The organism is Actinacidiphila acididurans (genome assembly GCF_016918855.1).
Classification (GTDB): Bacteria; Actinomycetota; Actinomycetes; order Streptomycetales; family Streptomycetaceae; genus Actinacidiphila; species Actinacidiphila acididurans.
Map to the genome: position 1 here is coordinate 186,264 of NZ_JADKYB010000008.1, position 20,796 is coordinate 207,059.

16 protein-coding genes are annotated in these 20,796 nt (G+C 71.9%); 10 read left to right on the forward strand and 6 right to left on the reverse strand.

What is annotated here, in order from left to right; translation table 11 throughout:
- Positions 1-181: 181 nt before the first annotated feature.
- Complete coding sequence (locus ITX44_RS16845) at positions 182-1,222, reverse strand: LacI family DNA-binding transcriptional regulator (protein WP_205358050.1); 1,041 nt, start codon at positions 1,220-1,222, stop codon at positions 182-184.
- A gap of 419 nt (positions 1,223-1,641) precedes the next feature.
- On the opposite strand from ITX44_RS16845, the gene ITX44_RS16850 reads away from it, so the two are divergent.
- A complete protein-coding gene (locus ITX44_RS16850) occupies positions 1,642-3,498 on the forward strand; it encodes an arabinofuranosidase catalytic domain-containing protein (protein ID WP_205358051.1) in 1,857 nt (618 codons plus the stop codon).
- Between the two features lie 129 nt (positions 3,499-3,627).
- Here the strand turns inward: ITX44_RS16850 and ITX44_RS16855 are convergent, their stop codons facing one another.
- Entirely contained in the window at positions 3,628-4,590 is a 963-nt protein-coding gene (locus tag ITX44_RS16855) for an AraC family transcriptional regulator (protein ID WP_307795309.1), read from the reverse strand.
- Between the two features lie 92 nt (positions 4,591-4,682).
- Between ITX44_RS16855 and ITX44_RS16860 the strand changes: the two genes are divergently transcribed.
- Positions 4,683-5,507, forward strand: a complete 825-nt coding sequence (locus ITX44_RS16860; RefSeq protein WP_205358053.1) for an NAD(P)H-binding protein — start codon at positions 4,683-4,685, stop codon at positions 5,505-5,507.
- A gap of 7 nt (positions 5,508-5,514) precedes the next feature.
- On the opposite strand, the gene ITX44_RS16865 is transcribed toward ITX44_RS16860, so the two are convergent.
- Complete coding sequence (locus tag ITX44_RS16865) at positions 5,515-6,006, reverse strand: TetR/AcrR family transcriptional regulator (protein WP_205358054.1); 492 nt, start codon at positions 6,004-6,006, stop codon at positions 5,515-5,517.
- 152 nt (positions 6,007-6,158) lie between these two features.
- On the opposite strand from ITX44_RS16865, the gene ITX44_RS16870 reads away from it, so the two are divergent.
- On the forward strand, positions 6,159-6,896 hold the full coding sequence (locus ITX44_RS16870; RefSeq protein ID WP_205358055.1) for an SDR family oxidoreductase: 738 nt from the start codon (positions 6,159-6,161) through the stop codon (positions 6,894-6,896).
- A gap of 62 nt (positions 6,897-6,958) precedes the next feature.
- Here ITX44_RS16870 and ITX44_RS16875 read toward each other — a convergent pair whose 3' ends face one another.
- Positions 6,959-7,807, reverse strand: coding sequence for a LysR family transcriptional regulator (locus ITX44_RS16875; RefSeq protein WP_205358056.1), 849 nt, complete (start codon positions 7,805-7,807; stop codon positions 6,959-6,961).
- Between the two features lie 124 nt (positions 7,808-7,931).
- On the opposite strand from ITX44_RS16875, the gene ITX44_RS16880 reads away from it, so the two are divergent.
- From ITX44_RS16880 to ITX44_RS16890, 3 genes are all read left to right on the forward strand, one after another.
- Complete coding sequence (locus tag ITX44_RS16880) at positions 7,932-8,738, forward strand: NADPH-dependent F420 reductase (RefSeq protein WP_307795310.1); 807 nt, start codon at positions 7,932-7,934, stop codon at positions 8,736-8,738.
- A gap of 287 nt (positions 8,739-9,025) precedes the next feature.
- Positions 9,026-10,018: a metal ABC transporter solute-binding protein, Zn/Mn family gene (locus ITX44_RS16885; protein WP_205358058.1), complete on the forward strand. Its 993-nt coding sequence runs from the start codon at positions 9,026-9,028 to the stop codon at positions 10,016-10,018.
- Positions 10,019-10,150: 132 nt separating this feature from the next.
- Positions 10,151-10,603, forward strand: coding sequence for a Fur family transcriptional regulator (locus ITX44_RS16890; protein ID WP_205358059.1), 453 nt, complete (start codon positions 10,151-10,153; stop codon positions 10,601-10,603).
- A gap of 2 nt (positions 10,604-10,605) precedes the next feature.
- Here the strand turns inward: ITX44_RS16890 and ITX44_RS16895 are convergent, their stop codons facing one another.
- Positions 10,606-11,256 (reverse strand): PE-PGRS family protein, encoded by a 651-nt coding sequence (locus tag ITX44_RS16895; protein ID WP_205358060.1) that lies wholly within the window; start codon positions 11,254-11,256, stop codon positions 10,606-10,608.
- A 603-nt stretch (positions 11,257-11,859) separates the two neighbouring features.
- Here ITX44_RS16895 and ITX44_RS16900 point away from each other — a divergent pair.
- The 4 genes from ITX44_RS16900 (at position 11,860) to ITX44_RS16915 (ending at position 16,850) form a co-directional block, all read left to right on the forward strand.
- Positions 11,860-13,332, forward strand: coding sequence for a Y4yA family PLP-dependent enzyme (locus ITX44_RS16900; RefSeq protein WP_205358061.1), 1,473 nt, complete (start codon positions 11,860-11,862; stop codon positions 13,330-13,332).
- The gene (locus tag ITX44_RS16905; RefSeq protein ID WP_205358062.1) at positions 13,329-14,648 is read left to right on the forward strand and encodes a pyridoxal-phosphate dependent enzyme; all 1,320 of its coding nucleotides are present in this window, start codon (positions 13,329-13,331) and stop codon (positions 14,646-14,648) included. The genes ITX44_RS16900 and ITX44_RS16905 overlap by 4 nt, the downstream gene beginning before the upstream one ends.
- Positions 14,649-14,670: 22 nt before the next feature.
- A complete protein-coding gene (locus ITX44_RS16910; RefSeq protein WP_307795311.1) occupies positions 14,671-15,984 on the forward strand; it encodes an aminotransferase class V-fold PLP-dependent enzyme in 1,314 nt (437 codons plus the stop codon).
- 104 nt (positions 15,985-16,088) lie between these two features.
- On the forward strand, positions 16,089-16,850 hold the full coding sequence (locus ITX44_RS16915) for a class I SAM-dependent methyltransferase (RefSeq protein ID WP_205358063.1): 762 nt from the start codon (positions 16,089-16,091) through the stop codon (positions 16,848-16,850).
- 141 nt (positions 16,851-16,991) lie between these two features.
- Here ITX44_RS16915 and ITX44_RS16920 read toward each other — a convergent pair whose 3' ends face one another.
- On the reverse strand, positions 16,992-20,495 hold the full coding sequence (locus tag ITX44_RS16920; RefSeq protein WP_205358064.1) for a phosphodiester glycosidase family protein: 3,504 nt from the start codon (positions 20,493-20,495) through the stop codon (positions 16,992-16,994).
- Between the last annotated feature and the right edge of the window lie 301 nt (positions 20,496-20,796).

The following is a 20,796-nucleotide window of genomic DNA, read 5'->3' on the forward strand; positions in this document are numbered from 1 at the left end:
ATTTCGTCGGTGCCCCGTGTCCCGGGGCGGGAGGGTCGATAGAGCTGTCTCCTTCAGCGGACCGCCGGGCCGGCGGTCGTTCCGGGGCAGGTCCGGGGGTCGTTCCTGCGGCCGTTCCGACGGCGGGGCCGGCCGCAGGTGCGGCGCTCGGCCGGGTCGGCCGGGGTGGGAGCCGGCCGGGTCAGCCGGAGTGGGGGCCGCAGGACTCGCGGATCACGAGGTCGAAGGGCAGCACGGTGTGGACGGGGTCCGGCGCCGTGCCGTCGAGGAGGTCGAACAGGATGTCCGCGGCCTTGCGGCCGAGGGCCTCGGCCGGCACGTGGATCGTGGTGATGCCGGGGGTGGTCAGCCGGGAGACGCCGAAGTCGTCGTAGCCGGCCAGCGCGATGTCCTCGGGGATGCGCAGGCCGCGGGACCGGATCTCCAGCATGGCGCCGTACGCCATCTCGTCGTTGGCGGCGAAGATCGCCTGGAGGTCGGTCATGCTGTCCAGCACCTGGCGTGCGGCCGCCCGCCCCGACTCCTCGCTGAAGTCGCCGACCGCGAGGGTGTGGGTGCACGGCCGCCCCGACGCGGCCAGCGCGCCGCGGAAGCCTTCGTAACGGTCCACCGCGGTCTGGTGGTCGAGCGGCCCGCTGATGTGCGCGATACGGGTCAGCCCGTGGTCCTCCACCAGGTGGCGGGTGATCGCGGCGGCCCCCGCGATCTCGTCGATGCCCACGCTGGCCGCGTGCGGCAGGTGCACGAACCGCCCGACGAGCACCACCGGAAGGGCGGCCTCCACCATGCGGTTCACGTTCCGGTCGCTGATCGAGGCCGAGGCGATGATCGCCCCGGACGCGGCCTGCGAGCGCAGCACCCGTTCGTACGCGGCCACGCCGTGGGTCTCGTCCGGGTTGGTCGACACCATCAGCGCCGCGTCGCGGGCGTTGGCCTCGGCCGTGACCCCCACCAGCAGGTGCATGAAGTACGGGTGGCCGAAGACGTGCTGGCCGGTGTTCGGCACGACCACGGCGATGGACGTCGAACGCCCCGCGCGCAGCGCCCGCCCGGCGGAGTTCGGGACGTAGCCGAGCCGGGCCGCGGCGGCCCGCACCGCCTCCTTGGTCGTCTCGCTGATGCGAGGGTGGTCGGACAGCGCCATGGACACCGCGCTCTGCGAGATGCCGACGGCCGTCGCGACGTCCTTGAGCGTGACGTTGGCACGCTTGGCCGCCGTCATCGTCCGGCCCCCGGAGCCCGCGGCGGGCCGCCCGGCACGGTGCCTGTCATGAGACACCCCTTTCTCGCCATGGGCCCGCTTTGCGAAGGAAGGGGGCCGATCAGGTGCTCTAACGTTTCAGCGCCATGGACGCTAGGTGCCGGTCGATGGAGCGTCAACCCTTCGGACGACATTTTCCGAGGCGATTTCCCTGCGGTCACGAGGGTTGACGGAGCGGAGGGAGCGCTTTAGCTTCGGAGCGCTGAATCGTATGAGCACCCAGGCGGTGCCCGTACCGCACGCCGCTGGTCGCTTTCTCGTACGGCGCACGACGCACGCCCCCCATCGCACGCCGCACGCCGCACGCCGTACCTCGCACGCCGCGTCGCACATCGCCCACTCCTCGACGCCGCATCACTCCCGACGGAAAAGGGTCGACGATGACCGATCACCCCCCACGCACCCACCTGCGCTCGGCACTTCGGCGTTTCCGCCGCGCGTTATTCGCCCTCGGCGGGGCCCTGGGCCTGACGCTGGGTCTGCTCATCGGCGTGAGCGGGCCGGCGCACGCCGCCGGCACGCTTCCCTGTGACATCTACGGCGACGCGGGCACCCCTTGTGTGGGTGCCTTCAGCACGGTCCGCGCGCTGTACTCCTCGTACGACGGGGGCCTGTACCAGGTCGTCCGGGTACGGGACAACGCGACGCTGGACATCGGACCGGTGGCCGCCGGCGGTTACGCCGACGCGGGCGCGCAGAACGCCTTCTGCAACGGCGCCGTCTGCGTCATCACCAAGATCTACGACCAGTCGCCGCGGCACAACGACCTGACCATCGCCGGCGCCGGCACCGCGGGCGCCGCCAACGTCGGTGCGATGGCCAACGTCCTGCATGTCACCGTGGCCGGTCACGCGGTGTACGGCGTCTACATCCAGCCGGGGCAGGGATACCGCCATGCCCGCGGGGCCGGGGTCGCCACCAATGGGCAGGCCGAGGGCATGTACATGGTGACCAGCGGCACCCACACCATTCGTGACTGCTGTTTCGACTTCGGCAACGTCGAGGCGAACGAGGAGGACACGGGCGCCGGTCACATGGACGCGCTCAACATCTCCCCGATCACGGCGTGCAACCCCTGCCACGGGAGCGGGCCGTGGGTGCAGGCCGACCTGGAGAACGGCATCTTCCAGGCCGACACCAACGCGCACAGCGTCAACGGCGGCAACTCCAGCGCGTTCGTCACCGCCCTGCTGAAGAACAACGGCCAGACCAGCTTCGCCCTCAAGGGCGGCAACTCCCAATCCGGCGGCCTCACGACCTGGTGGAACGGCGCACTGCCAAGCGGCTACGCGCCCATGCGCCAGGAGGGCTCCATCGTGCTGGGCACCGGTGGCGACAACAGCAACCGGGCCGGCGGCTCCTTCTTCGAGGGCGCGATCACCTCCGGCTACCCCTCGGACGCCGCCGACAACGCCGTGCAGGCGAACATCGTGTCCGCCGGCTACGCGGGCGACACGGCCGGCGTCGCGCCGTCGACGATCTCCGCGCCCGGCGGGGCCTGCGTGGACGTCGCCGGTGACGACGTCGCCGGCGACCGCGCCGCCGTCCAGCTCTGGGGCTGCCAGAGCTACGCGGCCGACCAGCACTGGGCCCACGAGTCCGACGGGTCGCTGCGCACGCTGGGCCGTTGCCTGGACATCAACGGCAACGGCACGGCCGCGGGTACGCAGGTCGAGTTGTGGGACTGCAACGGCGTCGGCGGCCAGAAGTGGGTGCAGCGGTCCGACGGCTCGCTGTTCAACCCGCAGTCCGGCCGCTGCCTGGACGACCCCAGCGGCAACACGGCCGACGGCACCCGGCTGCAGATCTGGGACTGCAACGGGACCGCGGCGCAGAAGTTCACCGTCAACGGCGGCGGAATGGTCGCCGGCCCGGGCGCCAAGTGCCTGGACATCTCCGCCGACGACGTCGGCGGCAACGGCGCCGCGGCCCAGCTCTGGGACTGCCAGTCCTACGCGCTGGACCAGCACTGGGTGCACACCTCCACCAACCGGCTGACCACGCTGGGCCGTTGCCTGGACATCAACGGCAACGGCACGGCCGCGGGTACGCAGGTCGAGTTGTGGGACTGCAACACCGCCGGCGGTCAGGTCTGGGTCCAGCAGTCCGACGGCTCGCTGCTCAACCCGCAGTCCGGCCGCTGCCTGGACTCGCCGAGCGGCGCGACCGCCAACGGCACCCGGCTGCAGATCTGGGACTGCAACGGCACGGCGGCGCAGAAGTTCGCACTGAGCTGAGCCCCGGCGTCCGTCCGGCCGATTCACACGGTCAGCGGCGACCCCGGTCCCGGGCCACTGGCGCGGGACCGGGGTCGTGCGGCTTTCCGGACGTCCCACGGCCCGGGAAAGCGGCGGAGCGGTGCGCCGTCACAGGCCGTCTTCGTCCCCGGCGCCGGGAAGCATGGCCGAGGTGCGGGCGTACGCGGACCGCCAGCGGCCGGGCGCGACGCCGTGGTCGCGGCGGAAGGCGGTCGCGAAGGCGAACTCGTTGCGGTAGCCGACGTCCGCGGCGATGGCGCCGAGGGTGGCGTCGGTACGGAGGAGGGCGTCCTCGGCGAGCGCCATGCGCAGGGCCCGCAGGTAACGGGCGGGGGGCTCGCCGACGACCTCCTTGAAGGCGGCGGCGAACGCGGCCCGGGACATCGCCGCCGTGCCGGCCATCCGTTCCAGGCTCCATTCCCCGCCGGGGTCCTGGTGGACGGCTTCGATGACCCGCTTGAGCCCGGGGTGGGCCAGGGCCCGGTACCAGCCGGGCGCGTGCTGCCGGTCCTGCTGCCACCAGGTCCTGAGGGCGTAGACGAGGTTGAGGTCCAGCAGCCGGTCCAGGAGGGCCTGCCGGCCGACGCCGTCCGTGTCGTGCCGGCCTTCTCTGCCGTCCTTGCCGGCCTCCGCCCCGAGCAGGGCGATCGCGGCGCGGTGCTGCGAATCCTGCCGGTCCGCGGGGACGTGGACGTAGCGGGGCAGCGAGCCGAGGAGCATGGTCCCCACGCTGCCGTCGACCACGTAGGCACCGCACAGGATCCGGGCGGCGGGGCCCGGCCGGTCGTCGGAGCCCTGATGGCGGGCATCGGCGATGGGTACGGCGTCCGCGTCGGGGTGGCTGGTGACGCGGTACGGTGCCCCGGCCGTGGCGAGCAGGACGTCCCCGGCGCGCAAGGCCAGCGGCGGGTGCGCGTCGTCCACGACCCAGCCCTCGCCGTCGAGCAGGATGTGCGCGGTCAGCGGACGCTGCCCGCTGAAGCCCAGACCCCACGGAGCGACCCGGCGCAGCGTGGAGAACACCGCGCCCTTCGCCCGGGCCCGGGCGAGCTGGTCACTGAGCAGGTCCACCCCACCGAGGGTAGTGGCGGATGGACGAACACGAATGATCCTGAGCGGAATTGCCATTCGTCATCCACGGCCCGGTGCCTAATGTGGCCGGCATGGCACGAATCGTTGTTCTCGGAGGAAGCGGCAAGGTCGGACGCCGCCTGATGGACGAGCTCACCGCGCGCGGTCACCTGGCGGTCGCCGCGAGCCGGGGCTCCACGACCCGCTTCGACTGGCACGACCCCGCGACGTGGCCGGGCGCGGTGGCCGGCGCGGACGGGGTGTTCGTCGTCGGTCCCGGGTCGGCCCGCGACTGGAGCGACCGGCTGACCGGTTTCCTGGAGACCGCCGCCGCGGCCTCGGTACGGCACGCGGTCCTGCTGTCGGCGCGGGGCGTGGAGTTCCTGCCCGGAGGCGCCGTCGACCGAGCCGAGCAGGCGCTGGCGGGCGGGCCCGTCGCCTGGACGATCCTGCGCCCCTCGCACTTCGCGCAGAATTTCACGGAGGCTATGTTCGCCCCCGTCGACGGCACGGTCCGCGCTCCGGTGGGGGCCGGGGCCGAACCCTTCATCGACGTGCGGGACATCGCCGAGGTGGCCGCGACCGTCCTGGCCGGCCGGCTGTGCACCGGCGAGTCGATCGCGCTGTCGGGGCCGTCCGCGCTCACCTTCGACCGGGCCGCCGCGATCCTGAGCGACACCTCCGGCGTACCGGTCCGCTTCGAGGACGAGGACCGGGAGGCCCACATCGCCCGGCTGCGGGCGGCCGGAACACCGGAGGGCTACGTCCGGTGGCGGATGGCGATGCTCGACGGCATCCGCTCCGGCGCCGACGCGTACGTGTCCGCGGGCGTGGAACGGATCCTCGGCCGCCCGGCCACGGATTTCGCCGCCTGGGCGCGGCGCGAGGTCCCCGGCTCCTCCTGGGCCGCCCGCTGACGTCCCTTCAGGTTCGGGCGGACGCCGCGTCCAGGACCAGGTCCAGCAGGTGCGGGATGCGCGGATCGGAGCGGGTGTCCAGTTGCCAGAGGAAGCTGACCAGGGGCAGGACCTCCTCCGGCCCGAGGTCCGGACGGAGTTCCCCCGCTTCGACGCCGGCCCGGAGGATGGCGTCGATCGCCTCGATGATCCGGTCGTACTGCGCGTTGTGCAGTTCCGCCCGGGTCGCCGCGTCGAGCACCTGGGACAGGGCGTGCTTCTTGCGGCCGAAGACGGCGAGCTCGTCGAACCAGGTGCGCAGCGCCGCCCTGGGCGTGCTGTCTTCGAGCAGCGTGTACGCCGCGGTGACGAGCGCGTCGAAATCGGCCTGGTAGACCTCGAGCAGCAGTGCCTCGCGCGTCGGGAAGTGCCGGTAGATGGTGCCCTGGCCGACGCCCGCGGCCTTGGCGATCGACTGCATCGTCGTCTCGCCGTCCCCGCCGAGCGCGGCACGTGCCACCTCGAGCAGTCGTGCGCGGTTCCGCGCGGCGTCGGCCCGTGGGCGGGGCGTGCCGGGCTGCTCCGTTTGCGAAGCGGACATATGTCCGGGTAGCCTCTCGATTGATGCGGACGCGTGTCCGTTTCAGTCTACGGGTCCGGAGGAAGGACGTCATGACGGGAGTGTCGGGAAAGGTCGTCGCGATCGCCGGTGCCAGCAGCGGGATCGGCGAGGCCACGGCGGTGCATCTGGCCGAGCGCGGCGCCCGCCTCGTACTCGGCGCGCGTCGCGTCGAGCGGCTGGAGACGCTGGTCGAGCGCATCCGCGAAACCGGCGGCGAAGCGGTCGCGGTCAGGACGGACGTACGCGAGCGCGGCGACATGGAACGCCTGGTGACGACCGCACGGGAGCGTTTCGGCCGGCTGGACGTGCTGTTCTCCAACGCCGGGAGCATGGCGGTATCGCCGCTGGACGACCTGCGCGTCGACGACTGGGACCTGATGGTGGACGTCAACCTCAAGGGCGTGCTGAACGGGATCGCCGCCGCGCTGCCGGTCTTCCGCGCGCAGGGCTCCGGCCACTTCGTCCACACGGCGTCCACCGCCGCCTACCGGGTCGTGCCCGAACAGGCCGTCTACGCGGCGACCAAGACCGCGGTCAAGGTCCTGACCGAGGGCCTGCGCCAGGAGGCGGGCCCGAAGCTGCGCGTCACCCTCGTATCGCCCGGCTTCACGAACACCGAAGGCGTCGGCAAGGGCGGCAGCCCCGAGACCGCCGCGGCACTGATCGCCCGCCGCGACGAGATCGCGATGCCGCCGGACGCGATCGCACGCGCCGTCGCCTTCGCCATCGAGCAGCCCGACACCGTGGACGTCGGCGAAATCGTCGTCCGGCCCACCGCCCAGGGCTGAGCCGAGAGCCTGAGTCGTACCGCGCGCCTCGGCCGTACCGGTGGGAGACGTGCGGCCGCGGGTCAGTCCGCGAACGCGGCCACGTACGACACCACGCACTGGTCCGGTGTCGCGAGCGAGGTGACGACGTGGCCGTCGACGGTCACCGGCGGGTCGAGCGGCACTTGGAGCACCCGTTCGGAACGCGAGCCGGCGAGTTGCTCCGCGGGCAGCAGGGTCCAGCCCGCGGGGTCCCGGCCCACCTCGAACAGCACGTTGAGCATGTCCCCGGCGGGTGGCCGCAGCGGCGCCACGGGCAGGGCGGCGAGGATCGCGTCGTGCATCGGCGGGTCGGTGTCGCGGGCGGGGAGCCGTAGGCCGTAGGGGTCGAGGTCGCGCAGGCCGATCGCGGGTCTGCCGGCGGCGGGATGTGCGCGGGACAGCACCGCGTGCAGAGGTTCGGACCAGGCGTGCACCACGGTCAGCCCCGTGGAGGTGACCGCGCCGCGGACCAGCGCCAGATCCAGCTCGCCGTTGCGGACGGCATCCAGGCGCGCGGTCACCGGCAGGTCGACCAGTTCCGGCTCGGCGGGCCGTTCGCTGTCGCGCAGGCGGCTCATCGCGCGGTCGAGCCGCCCGGTGACGCAGGACGCCACCCCGATCCGCAGGACGGCCGCTGGTTCCCCGGCGACCACGCGCACCCGGGCCGCCGCGGCGAGCGTCTCACGGGCCGCGGCGAGCACGCGTTCGCCGGCGGGGGTGAGCCGTACCCGGCGTGAATTGCGGTCGAGCAGGCGCACGCCGAGCTCGCGTTCGAACCGGCTGATCTGCTGGCTCACCGCCGGCTGCACGATGCGCAGCCGTTCCGCCGCCCGCCCGAAGTGCAGCTCCTCGGCGACGGTCACGAAGTATTGCAGCGTCCTCAGTTCCACCCTTCTGATCTATCACATGATGTGATCGCTGCCGAGCGCTTGTGCTCATTGTTCGCGCAGGTCACCCGGGCTGTGATGGGTACGAGCGCGCCGCCGCGGGCCCAGCCGCCGGCTGTCGTGGCGCGTGGCGCGTGGCGCCTGGCACATGGGGCGTGGCGCGTGGAAACGGGAACGGGAACGGAGAACACAAGTGAGCACAACAACGCTCGGCATCATCGGCACCGGAATGGTCGGCGCCGGGGTCGCCCGCCGTGCTGTCGACGCCGGCCTGGACGTCGTCCTGAGCAACTCGCGCGGCCCGCGGAGTCTGGCCGGTCTCGTCGCCGAGCTCGGCGAGCGGGCCCGTGCGGCCACCCCGGCCGAAGCGGCGAGCGCCGGTGACCTGGTCCTCGCGTCCGTACCGCTGGTCGCCCACGACCGGCTGCCCCGGGCCGAGCTGGCCGGAAAGACCGTGATCGACCCGATGAACTACGCGCTGATTCCCGGCTGGAGCTTCCCGGAGCTGGACAGCGACGAGCTGACCTCCAGCGAACTGGTGCAGCGCCACCTCGCCGGCGCCCGGGTGGTCAAGGCCCTGCACAACATCGGCCCCAAGCAACTGCTGAGCCTCTTCCGCCCGGCCGGAGCCCCCGACCGCACCGCACTGCCGCTGTCCGGCGACGACCCGGGCGCCAAGAAAGAGGTGGCCGACCTGCTGGACGTCCTCGGCTTCGACACGGTGGACCTCGGCTCGCTGGCCGACAGTTGGCGCAGTGAACCCAACACCCCGCTGTACGCCCTCCCGTACGTGGGACAGCCGCCGACCGGCCTCGCCCCGACGGACCTGGTGGCCTGGTTCCAGCAGGCACCCGGCGTGCCCGTGTCCGTCGCCCGGATCAAGGAACTCGCCGCGTCCGCGGTGCGCGGACCCGCGGGCTTCCGGATGCAATAGGGGGGACGAAGGGCCGGTGTCACGCGCGGGAGCCGGGACACCAGGGGCTGACCGACGCCGAGGGCGGTGACGAGTTCGTGGACACGTCTGCCGCCCTCGGACAGTTCGCGGACCAGGGATGAGGGGGGGCGGCTGGATCAAGAAATGGCAACGATTTTCATATTTATGCTGGCGATGATGGTGGTGAAAGTCGTTTCCATCTAGCGTGAGGAGCCACCCAGCCGTGCCGGTGGGTGCGCCCCCTGATGCGCATACCGACGCGGCCCGATCAAGGAGTTTCCCGCGCCATGAAGGCTGCCCCCTCCCGCCCGACCGCCCGCCGACCGTTGTGGTCACCCGCCCTCGGCTGCACCGCCGTACTCGCCGCGGCGGCCCTCACCGCATGTTCGACGTCGTCCTCCTCGGGTTCCACGGCTGACGGCAAGTCCGGCAGCTCGTCGTCCTCCGGCTCCGGGGGCGGGAAGGTCATCCAGGTGGTGGCCGCCGAGAACTTCTGGGGGAGCATCGCGAGCCAGCTCGGCGGCGGGCACGTCAAGGTGACCAGCATCATCGACAACCCGGACGCCGATCCGCACGACTACGAGCCGACGGCCGCGGACGCGCGCACGGTGGCGGGTGCGCAGTACACGATCGTGAACGGGATCGGGTACGACGCGTGGGCCGGCAAGCTGCTGGCGGCCGGCGCGGGGTCGGGCCGTACGGACCTGAACGTCGGGGACCTGGTGGGCGTCAAGGCGGGCGGGAACCCGCACCGCTGGTACTCCCCGGCCGACGTGCACGCGGTGATCGAGCGCATCACCGCCGACTACAAGAAGCTCGACCCGGCGGACTCCGCGGACTTCGACACGCTGAAGAACACCTTCGAGACGCAGACCCTCGGCTCGTACAACCGGCTGGTCTCGCAGATCAGGTCGAAGTACGCGGGCACCCCGATCGGCGCCTCGGAGTCCATCGTCAGCCCGCTGGCCGACGGGCTCGGGCTGAAGATGCTCACCCCGTACTCGTTCCTGAGCGCGGTCAGCGAGGGCAGCGACCCCACCGCGCGCGACAAGGCGCTGATCGACGGGCAGATCAAGGGCAAGCAGATCAAGGTCTACGTCTACAACAGCCAGAACGCCACGCCCGATGTGCAGCAGCAGGTGAAGGAGGCGAAGGCGGCGGGCATTCCGGTGGCGACGGTGACCGAGACCCTGACGCCGGCCGGTGCCTCGTTCCAGGACTGGCAGGTCCGTGAACTGACCGGACTGCAAAAGGCGTTGGCCCAGGCCACCGGGAAGTGACCGCGCAGGTGAGAGAGCTGCGCCGACCCGGCACGGCCGCCGGCCCGGCAGGGGGTGCCCCTGCCGGGCCGGGCGGTGTCCGCGCCGGATCCGGCGGCCCGCGCCGCCCTGCCCGCGCCGGAGCGGCCTGACATGGCGCCGGACGACCCGAGTGACGAACCGGCCGAGGCGTACGTGATCGGCCGCCGCACGCCGCAGCGCACGACCGTGCTCACCGCCCTGATCCGCAGCGGGGATTTCGTCAGCGCCCAGGCACTGCACATCCATCTGGCCGCGGCCGGCGAGCGCGTCGGCCTGAGCACGGTCTACCGCACGCTGGCCGCGCTCGCCGAGGCCGGCCGCGCCGACGTCGTGCGGGAACCCGGCGGCGAACGCCTCTTCCGCTACCGCCCCAGCCGGGAACACCGCCACTACCTGCTGTGCCGGTCCTGCGGCCAGGGCGTACCCGTCGACGCCGGTCTCGTGGAGGCATGGGCCGCCGCGACAGCGGACTCCTCGGGCTACGCCGAGGTCCACCACACCGTCGAACTGACCGGCGTCTGCCCGGACTGCCTCGCCAAGCGCCGCGCGGAGAAGGAGAAGTGACATCACGCGCACCACTCCCGGACCACGGCGAGCACCGACTGCCGGAAGGCCTGCGCGGAGTCGGCCCGGCTCCGGCGCCACGGCGGCGCCGGCTGTTCCGTGCGCAGGCCCGGCTCGCGGCGGTGGGCCTCGCGCAGGACGTCCTCGCGGCACACCCGGGCCACCCGCCGTGCGACCTGGAGCGTCACCGGCCAGGGCGCCAGGTACCGCCCGTGCCGGTCCTCGAACGCCAGGGGTTCGCGGCGCAGTTGGTGCGCGCTGATCGCCAGCCAGGAGCAGGTCGGGTCCAGATTCCTGATCTCCAGAACGCCGGCGTCGGCGATCCGGCCCCGCATCCTCACCCGGCCCCGCGGGCGCGCGGCACTCAGTACCAGGCGCGCGGCTTCGAACTCCACGCTGCCCCTGACCGACCGGGACGCGGCGGCCACCTCCGCCGTGCGGCGCTCGTCGTCCAGGAACGCGCCGGCCTGATCCCAGGGCGCCACGAGACCGCGCTGGTCCGCCCACTCCAGTTCCTGCGGGCCGTCGAGAAACGCGATACGCGCCTGGCCCGATCTGAGCACGCCGCCGATCCGGACGATCCGGACGCGGTGCACCGGGCCGCCGGCCGTTCCGGGGTCCGGCCGGAAAGCCCACACTTCGCCGATCTCCATCCGTCAATTGAGCCATCGCCGACCCCGAATGGAGAAGGGAAGTTTTACGCTGCCGGAAGTGCGCGTACGTGAGAACGATTCTCGGCTGACAACGCGAGCGGCCGCCCGCCGGTCCAGCTGAGAATCATTCTCAGGTGCCCGCCCCGGGACTCCTTCCGCCTTATTCTCCCGCCGGGCCGGTGAAAGTGATTTCCATGACTGGATGCGGAAGCGGGAGAGTGGGGCACCTGTTCGGTGATCGGCCCGGTGACCGGCTGACAATCGCCAAAGCGAAAACCCCGCCGATCGCCGTCCCGCGGCGATCGGCGCCGTTGCCCAGGCGCCGGCCGGACCAGGAAAGCGGCAGGTCACACCCGGACGGCCGGACACCGAGAGGCTGCGTGCATACGCCACGGGCATCGGAACAACCTCGCTGAAACCGGAACTTTCCCGCAGTGAGAGATCTGCCCGGGCCTGCCGGAAAACCGACCCGTGACGCACTTCCGGGAGGTGTCCCGGGTGTGAAGCGAAACCGCGCGGGGAAACACGTCGTACGGCCCTGCGCGCACAGCGGAGGGCCGTACGCCCGGATTCGGGGCGTAGCGCTCTGGGGAGGGACCGGGGATGGGCGAGGAGCCCTTGTATCTGGAGCCGCGGCTCGAAGAGCCGTTGCGCTCACTGCTGGAGTCGCCGGGGTTGCTCCACACGCTGACAAATGCGCTCGGGTCACCGCTGAACGTGCTTCTTCCCGACCGGATCGCGGCGAATGTGGAGCGATTCCGTTCGGTGTACCGCGCGCATCACCTGTCCGGGCAGGTCTGGTTCGCGCACAAGGCCAGCGGATCCAGGGCGCTGCTGCGCAGGCTGGCCGCGACGGACGCCGGAGTGGACGTCGCGTCGCTGACGGAGCTCCAGCATGCGCTCGGCGCCGGCTTCACGCCGGACCGCATCGTCGCCACCGGACCGAAGAACCCGCCCTTCCTGTGGCTGGCCGCGCGCACGTCGGTCACCGTCGCCGTCGACAGCCGCGCCGAGCTGGAACACCTCGTCTCGCTGGTACGCGGGCACGCGCTCTCCCGCGCCAGGATCCTGCTGCGGCTGTCGGGGTTCGAGTCGACGGGCGTACGGGTGCTGAGCCGCCGCAGCCGCTTCGGTTCGCCCGTGGCGAACGTGGGGCCGCTGCTGGACGAGGTCGAACGGTACGGCGACGCGGTGGAGTTGGTGGGTGTGGCATACCACCTCGACACGACCGGCCTCGACGAGAAGGCGGTGGCCCTCGAAGGATGCCTGCGGGTGCTGGAGGAGTGCCGCGGCCGCGGACTGCGGCCCGCCGCGGTGGACGTCGGCGGCGGATTCGGGGTCAGTTACGTCGACGAGCGCGAGCAGTGGGAGCGGTACACGACCGCGCTCACCGACGCCGTCCTGGGCACCCGCCCGCCGCTGACCTGGGGCGGACACGGCTACGGACTGCGCAACGAGGGCGGCACGCTGCGCGGCACCCTCGGGCTCTACCCCGCCCACCGCCCGGTCGCCGGAGCGGGATACCTCGACGAACTCCTCTCGCGCCCGGCGGCCTCCTTCGGCGGGCGCCCGCTGGCCGCCCTGCTGCTGGAACACCTCTACGACCTGCACGCCGAACCCGGCCGGGCGCTGGTGGACCAGTGCGGGGTGACCGTGGCGAAGGTGCTGGAAGTACGCGCCGACGACGCGGGTGCGCAGCTCCTGGTGCGGCTGGCGGCGAAGGCCGACGACGTGGCCCTGGAGGACCACGGGGTGCTCGTGGACCCGGTCGTCGTGCCGCGCGATCCGGCGGGCGGGCGCGCCGGCGACGGGCCGGTCGCGGTCCATCTGGCCGGCAGCCTGTGTCTGGAGACCGACCTGATCACCCGCAGGACGGTCTTCCTGCCGCGCCGCCCCGAGCCGGGCGACCTGCTGGCCTTCGCGAACACCGCGGGCTACTGCATGGACTTCCGGGCCACCCGCGCCCAGCAACAGCCCGCCGCACGCAAGGTCGCCGCCTGGCAGGAGGGCGGCTCGTGGCAATGGTGTCTGGACGACGAGTACTGGCCGACCGTACCCGTGGGGGGAACGCAGTGAGATACGACAGCATCACCGAGGCCATCGGCAACACCCCGCTGGTGCGCATCGACCCGGCCGTGCACGGCCTGGAACACATCGACCTCTACGCCAAGCTGGAGCTGTTCAACCCGTTCGGATCGGTGAAGGACCGGGCGGCCTGGAACATGGCGCGCCCGCACCTGGCGGCCGCGGTCGAGCACGGCAGCACGGTCGTCGAACTGTCCAGCGGCAACACCGCCAAGGCGCTGGCCGTCCTCGCCGGCATGCACGGCCTGCGGTTCAAGAGCGTCACCAACCGGATGCGGGTCCCCGAGATCAAGGACCTCCTGCTGCTGCTCGGCGCCGAGATCGAGGAACTGCCCGGACAGAGCGAGTGCCTCGACCCGGCCGCGACCGACGACCCGCTGACCCTCTTCCACCGCACCCTGTCCGAGCCGGGAGGCGACTACCTGCACACCGACCAGTACTTCAACCCGCACAACGTCGAGGCCCACCTCACCGGCACGGGCCCGGAGATCGTGAAGGACCTGGACGGCCGGGCACCGGACTGGTTCGTGGCCGGCGTGGGCACCGCCGGATCGTCCACCGGCATCGCCCGCGCGCTGCGCGAAACCGACCCTGCCGTACGGGTCCTGGGGCTGGTCGCCGCCAAGTCCGACTTCATCCCCGGCATCCGCACCATCGACGAGGTGCACGAGGTGGGCCTGTTCGACCCCGGCACCTATGACGCGATCGAGGCCGTCAGCGCCGACGAGGCGATCGAGGGGATGCTGACCCTCAACCGCCGGTGCGGCATCCTGGCCGGCCCCACCGGAGGAGCGGCCTACCAGGGTGCCGTGCGCCGGCTGGGGGCCCTCGACGCGGAACTGACCGAACGCCAGTCGGCGGTGTTCGTCGTCTGCGACCGTGTCGAGAGCTACATCGGCTACGTCCGGGAGCGCCGCCCGGACCTGTTCGGCCGGCCCCCGCGCCGGAACTCCCCGGCCGACCTGTCCGACGCCGAGGTACGCGCGGCCCCCGCCATCGGGGTCGCCGACGCCCAGGCGTGGATCGCCACCGGCCGGCCGCTCGTCGTCGACCTGCGCAGCACCTTCGCGTACGCCGCCCTGCACATCGACGGATCGGTCAACATCGTCGACGAGGTCTTCGAGGAACTCCTGCGCGGCGGCCTGCCCTTCAGCCGCAGCCGCCCGGTGCTGCTGGCCTGCCCGGTGGGCGAGAAGTCGGCCCGCTACGCGGCGCTGCTCACCCGGATGGGACACCCGGAGGTCCGCAGCCTCACCGGCGGCATCGTCGCCTGGCGCGACGCGGGCGCCCCGCTGGTACGGGACTGAACCCGTTGTGCAGTGACCCGGAGTGACCCAAGTGACATGCACCGACCTGGAGTTGACCGCCATGACCGTACCCGGGACGCACGACGGCCCGCTCACCGACGAACCGTACGCCCTGGACCAACCGAACGACCCGCACGCCTTGGACAGCCTGCGCGCATGGCAGCGCGCCCTGCGCGACCAGTTCCCGATCATCACCGGCAACCCGGACCTCGCCTACCTGGACAACGCCGCCACGGCCCAGAAACCGCGGGCCGTCCTCGACGCCGTGCACACCTACCTCACCACGACCAACGCCAACGCCGGCCGCGGCACCTACCCGTGGGCCAACCGGACCACACAGGCCGTCGAAGGCGCCCGCGACCGGGTCCGGCGATTCCTGAACGACCCGGACCCGGGAACGTCGGCCGTGCACTTCACCAGCGGCACCACCGAGGGGCTGCGCGCCATCGCCCTCGACTGGCTGCCCCGCTTCCTGCGGGACGGCGACGAGATCATCGTCCCCTTCGCCGACCACGAGGCCAACATCTCGCCCTGGCGGGAGGCCGAACGGCTGCTCGCCGACCGGGGCGTGCACATCCGCGTCCTGCCGATGCCGTACCAGGCGAGCTCCGGCGACTACGACCACATCGCGCTGGCGGACCTGGCCGGACCCCGTACCCGGTTCGTGGCCGTCACCCACGTCCACCACGTCTACGGCGGCGACATGAACGTCCACCGGGTCCGCCGGGCCGTCGGCCCCGACGCGGTCATCTGCCTGGACGCCGCCCAGAGCATCGGGCACCTGCCGGTTTCGCTCGCCGGAGGCGGCGAACTGCCCCGGGCCGACGTCGACTTCGTGGTCTTCTCCGGCCACAAGGCGATGGCCCTGCCCGGGACGGGGGCGGTCTGGGCCCGCCAGGCGCGCGGACCGGCGTTCGTCCCGGGCGGCTGGTCGGGGACCCCCAACACCGTCGGCATCGTCTCGCTGGCCGCGGCGCTGGACTGGCTCGACGCCGCCGGTGTCGAGCGGATCGAGCGCTGGACCGTCGCCCTGGCGGCCCGGTTCACCGACGCGCTGCGGCACCTGGCGGCGTACGAGATCCTCGGCTGCCGGACCAGCCTGGCCGCCGACTCGCCCGTCCAGCGGCGCAAGGGCGTGGTGACCTTCCGGCATCACGGCATCCCCTCCGGCGACCTGGGGTTCATCCTGTTCAGCCACGGCTTCATGGTCCGCTCCGACAACCACTGCCAGGGCAGCGCGGGGGAGAGCGCCGGCTCGGTACGGGTGAGCCTGCACGTCCACAACACCGTGGAGGAGGTCGACCGGCTGCTGTCCGTCCTTGCCTCGCTCGGGTGATCCGGCACCCCTCGGAACCCACAATGCGGAATGGAAACCGTTTCCACCTGTAGAGTCCGATCGACAGACCGGACAGATGCGAGACGGCAAGGTGGTACGACCCGATGGGGCTGAGCCTGGCAACGGCCGAGCGATGGGTGCAGCGCTGGGAACACCAGCAGCAGCGGTACGCGGTGGACCGCGAGGACCGGTTCACCGTGATCGCCGATGTCGTCGAGCACGTCACCGCGAACCGGGCGCACCCGCTGCTGGTCGCCGACTTGGGTTGCGGCCCCGGATCGCTCGCGGCCCGGCTGGCCGGGCGGCTGCGCACCGCGGACATCGTGGCCGTCGACCGGGACCCGCTGCTGCTGGCCCTGGCCCGCACCCGTCACGCGGACGCGGCCCGGTACGTCGACGCGGTGATCGGCGAGCCGGGCTGGACCGGGGCGCTCGGCCTGGACCGGCCGCTGGACGCGGTGGTGTCGACGACCGCGCTGCACTACCTGAGCCTGGACGCCCTGCGCCGCACCTACAGCGAGCTGGCAGCCCTCCTGCGGCCCGGCGGTGTCCTCGTCAACGGCGACCACCTGCCGCCGGACGACCCCGCGCTCGCCGAGTTCACCGGCCGTGTCGGCCACCGCCGGGCCGAGCGGCTGCACGCGTACGACCCGGAGGACTGGGCCTCCTGGTGGACGGCCGTCGCCGAGGAACCCGAACTGGCCGACGCCCTCGCCGAACGCCGCCGCCGTCCCCCGGCCGGCACCGGAAGCGCCGCCCGCCTGTCCCTGTCCGGGCACGTACGGCTGCTGCGTCAGGCGGGGTTCGCGCACGCCGGTCCGGTCTGGCAGTGCGGCGACAGCCACGTGGTCGTGGCGATCCGCTGACGCCCACCGCGTACAGCGCTGACACCTGCCCGTACAGCACTGAGGGCGAGCACCAAGGTGCTCGCCCTCAGCCGGGCCGCGTCGCGCGGCGGACCGTTCAGCAGCAGGGCCGCCGCGGCCGCGATCCGGGGTTGACCGCGGTCACTTCGAGGTGGACGGCACGACCTGGATGGTCTTCGAGGTCGTGATCGGCGCCAGCGAGGTGTCGTCGGTGTAGGCGCGCATCGAGTCGTTCGTCACCGAGACGGTCACCGAGCCGCGGCGCAGCGCGGTGAGCGTACGGGTCTGCGGGTCGAGGATCGCGACCTTGCCCTCGTCGCGGGCCTTGTCGACGGCCGCCTTGCCGCTGCCGATCGCCAGGTTGGACGAGCCGCCCCACTCGACGGACATCGGGTACCGCAGCGGCACCACACGCGTGCCGGTCGACACACCCTCCGGCTGGATGATGCTGCCCGAGAGCTGCGCCGTCTTGCCGGCCTCGACCGAGTCCGGGGTGTCGAGCGTGATGGACTGCGCGAAGGCCCGCACGTCGGCCTCGAGCCACTGCTGGTCCGCGTTGCGCTGGGTGTCGACGGACCAGTCGACCCAGCCGGTGAAGCCGCCGCGGTCCGGCGTGCCGTACGGGTCCTTGCCCGACGACGGCAGCACCGTGTACGGCACACCCTCGACGCGGTGGACGTTGGCGATCTGGGCGTGGGAGCCGACCATCGCGGCGCCCTTGCCCGTGGTGTCGCGGAAGTCCGTCAGCATCTTCTCGATGAGCGAGACCTCGTCACGGTCGCCGAGCTGGCTGGACTTGGTCTCGGCGGGGTCGTCCACCGGGTGGTGGGCGAAGACCATGACGTTCTTGACCGTCGGGTCCTTCTCGGCGTCGGCCAGCGCCTTCTGCATCATCGGGAGCTGGTCCCACGCGGTGCCGTGCAGCGTCCCGAGGGAGCTGGCGAGCAGGATGAACCGCGTGCCCTTGTGGTCGAACGTCCGGTATGGCTGGCCGAATTCACTGGTGAAGTTCGTCAGGTCCTGCTGGACGTTGTTGAGACCGTAGGACTCGTGGTTGCCCGGCACGTAGTAGCACGGGATCGAGCCGGCCTTCGGGTCCGGCGTGCTGTACTCCGCCGGCTCCTGGCCGACCGGGATCAGATCGCAGCCGGCGTCGGTGAGCACCTTGCGGGCCAGCGCGAGGTCCTGCGGCAGGCCGCGGTCGGTGATGTCGCCGTTGAGGACGAGCAGGTCCGGCTTGGTCTTGCGGATCCGCTCGATGGCGGCCGTCGCGACCTGGGACAGCGCCGGGTTGTCGGCCGTGAACTGCACGTCCGACAGCGTGGCGAACTTCCACGTGCCGGAGCCCTGGAGCAGCGAGCCGTCGTCGGAGACGAGCGGGTCGGGCTGGAGGTCGGGCTGCGCGGGCAGGTCGATCGTCGTCGGGACGTCGGCCTCGACGCGGTCCAGGACGAACGTGCCCGCCTTCTGCTGGGCGACGCTGGTGTTGATGCCCTGGAAGCTCGAGATCGAGATCGGGAACGCGGTGTTGGCCGGCAGCGTGAACGTCGCGTACTGGTAGTTGCTGCTCGCCGTCAGGCCGGTCCCGTAGATGCCGTTGGCCTTGCCGTTCCCGTCGTAGTAGCCCAGGTACGTCAGGCCGCTCGGCACGCTGATGCTCGACTTGATCCGCACCCGCAGGCGCAGCGGCTGGCCGGGCACCTGGATGCGCTGGGCCGCCGACGCCGCCGTGATGCCCACGTTGCGCATCGCGTTGAAGTCGATCCGCAGGCCGTCGGGGTCCTTGGAGAACGTCGTGGCCGCGGTGCTGTTGTTGTGCCAGCGGGCGAGCACGTCGTCGTCGAAGTCGTAGACGGTCTTGGTCTGGACGCCGACGGTGATGGGCAGCTGGACCGACTTGCCGCCGGCCGAGACGGTGAGGATCGTGCCCGCGTCGGTGAGCGGGGTGATCTTCAGCTTGCCGTCCACCGGCTGGATGTCGACGACGCTGTGGTCGTAGTCCAGCGACAGGTCCCGCGGGTCGATCGGGGCCGTGTAGCCCTGGTCGTCGCGGCCGGTCACGGACAGCGTGACGGCGTCGTCCGGCGTGGCGTCGGCGATCGACAGGCGTTCGGAGGACAGTTCGACGCTGCTGACCGGGTCGAGCACGGTGACCTGCTGCCGCGCCTTCTTGCCGCCCACGTGCGCGTCGATCGTGATCGTGCCGTGCGCCTTGGCCGGGGCCGCGAGCGTACCGTCGGTGACGGACGCGCCGTGCCCGTTCCACCGCACGGACTTCGGGTCGACCGTCACCGGCGTCTGGTTGCTGTCGGTGCCCTCGGCGACGAGGGCGCGGTGCATCCCCGGGAAGACCTTCACGCCGCCGTCGGCCGCCGCCGCGCCGGCCGCGGGCTTGACCAGGAGCTGGTGCAGCTTGCCGTCGCCCTTGGCGACGAAGACCCCCACCCCGTTCGGGTCGCTGCGCTCCCCTCCGTCGGACGGTACGTTGCGCACGGTCGCGGCGTCCTCGCCGAGGGCGCGCGCGACCATGGTGGTCGAGCCGCCGCCGTCGAGGTTGACCGCGGTCTGCACGCCCATCGCGGCCAGGTCGCGCGCCTCCTTGTCGATCCCGACGCCGCCCTTGCCGGTGCCGCCCGGGCCGTCCCAGGTGGCGAGCACGAGCGTGTGGCCGTCGTCCTTGAAGCCGAGCGCGGTGCGCGGGGCGATCGAGGTGTCGAGGCCGTTCACGACCTTTCCGCCGGAGACGATGGTGCCGCCGTCGCCGAGCGCGAACTTCATCGTCTTGGCAACGTTGTCCGCCAGTGCGTAGCTGAGCGCGACCGGGTCGCCGGGCTGCAGCGCGCGGATCGCGGTCGCCGCGGCGCCGCGCCCGACGAGTACGAAGCCGTCGTCCGGGATCGCTCCCGAGCCGGCCGGGCCGGTCGGCGTGACCGAGACGACCTTGCCGTTCTCGACCAGTACCTCGGCGATCTGGTCGTTGGACACGCCGGTCAGGGCACGGTTGCGGCTGTAGGTGCCCCACGCGGACGTGTACGCGATCATGCCGTCCGCGGGGACCCCGCTGCCGTCCGCCGCGTTGATCGACAGGACCTTGTGGTCCGCGCCCGCGAAGTTCGCGCTCGCATTGACCGTGAGGTCCACGAGCTGGGCGATGCCGTCGTTGCTGACGCCCACGTGGTCGCGGCCGCCGATGTCAGCGGACTTGAGCAGCTTTCCGTCCTGGACCTCGCCGCCGAGCGCCGCGTTGGAGTTGCCGATGTCGAAGAACTCGCCATTGACACCCGCGACGGCGCCGGCCTTGTTGGCGACCGCGCTGAGCGGCCCGCCGGAGGCGACCGGCCCGGAGGTCAGCAGATTCGTGCTGACCGCGCTGTTGGCCAGGTTCACGGTGAGGTACTGCGCGTCGTACCAGCCCTTCTGGTCGAGGGCCTTCACGTGCTGCAGGTTGATCCCCGGGCCGATCTTCTCGGCCGTGTCGACCAGGGGGATTCCGCCGGTGACCGGAGCGGCCTGGCTGCTGTCCGCCGTGCCGGTGTCCGCGTGGCCGCTGTCCGCGTACGCGGCGGCGGGCGCGATCACCGTCAGGGCGGTCGTCGCGGCGAGCGCGAACAGTGCCGGTCTGGTCCACCGATGGTTCAGGACCATCAATTTCATCCTTCACTCAAGTGCTGGGACAGGGGTATTCACCCCCCTTTTCCATGAATTCGATCAAGGGGGCGCACTTGATTAAGGAGAGCAACCGAGACGCGCAGAAGACGCTGCCACGTGCGCTCGATGAACGCTGGTGAAAGAGGCAGACCTGCAATGGTTGGGCAACAGGCACGTCACTCGCGGTAGTTGGGTTGACCGCCGCAGCCGGCCGCACCGCCGCACGCTGCCGGGCCGAGGACGCGTCAGGGAACCTGTCCCTGTCGTGCAGCAACTCGCGGCGCCCGTCGCATTGGAG

What these genes read in the sequence shown, in the direction of transcription:
- ITX44_RS16845 (WP_205358050.1), bottom strand. Translation starts at nt 1,222, where the DNA reads ATGACGGCGGCCAAGCGTGCCAACGTCACGCTCAAGGACGTCGCGACG.
- ITX44_RS16850 (WP_205358051.1), top strand. Translation starts at nt 1,642, where the DNA reads ATGACCGATCACCCCCCACGCACCCACCTGCGCTCGGCACTTCGGCGT.
- ITX44_RS16860 (WP_205358053.1), top strand. Translation starts at nt 4,683, where the DNA reads ATGGCACGAATCGTTGTTCTCGGAGGAAGCGGCAAGGTCGGACGCCGC.
- ITX44_RS16870 (WP_205358055.1), top strand. Translation starts at nt 6,159, where the DNA reads ATGACGGGAGTGTCGGGAAAGGTCGTCGCGATCGCCGGTGCCAGCAGC.
- ITX44_RS16885 (WP_205358058.1), top strand. Translation starts at nt 9,026, where the DNA reads ATGAAGGCTGCCCCCTCCCGCCCGACCGCCCGCCGACCGTTGTGGTCA.
- ITX44_RS16890 (WP_205358059.1), top strand. Translation starts at nt 10,151, where the DNA reads ATGGCGCCGGACGACCCGAGTGACGAACCGGCCGAGGCGTACGTGATC.
- ITX44_RS16895 (WP_205358060.1), bottom strand. Translation starts at nt 11,256, where the DNA reads ATGGAGATCGGCGAAGTGTGGGCTTTCCGGCCGGACCCCGGAACGGCC.
- ITX44_RS16900 (WP_205358061.1), top strand. Translation starts at nt 11,860, where the DNA reads ATGGGCGAGGAGCCCTTGTATCTGGAGCCGCGGCTCGAAGAGCCGTTG.
- ITX44_RS16915 (WP_205358063.1), top strand. Translation starts at nt 16,089, where the DNA reads ATGGGGCTGAGCCTGGCAACGGCCGAGCGATGGGTGCAGCGCTGGGAA.
- ITX44_RS16920 (WP_205358064.1), bottom strand. Translation starts at nt 20,495, where the DNA reads ATGGTCCTGAACCATCGGTGGACCAGACCGGCACTGTTCGCGCTCGCC.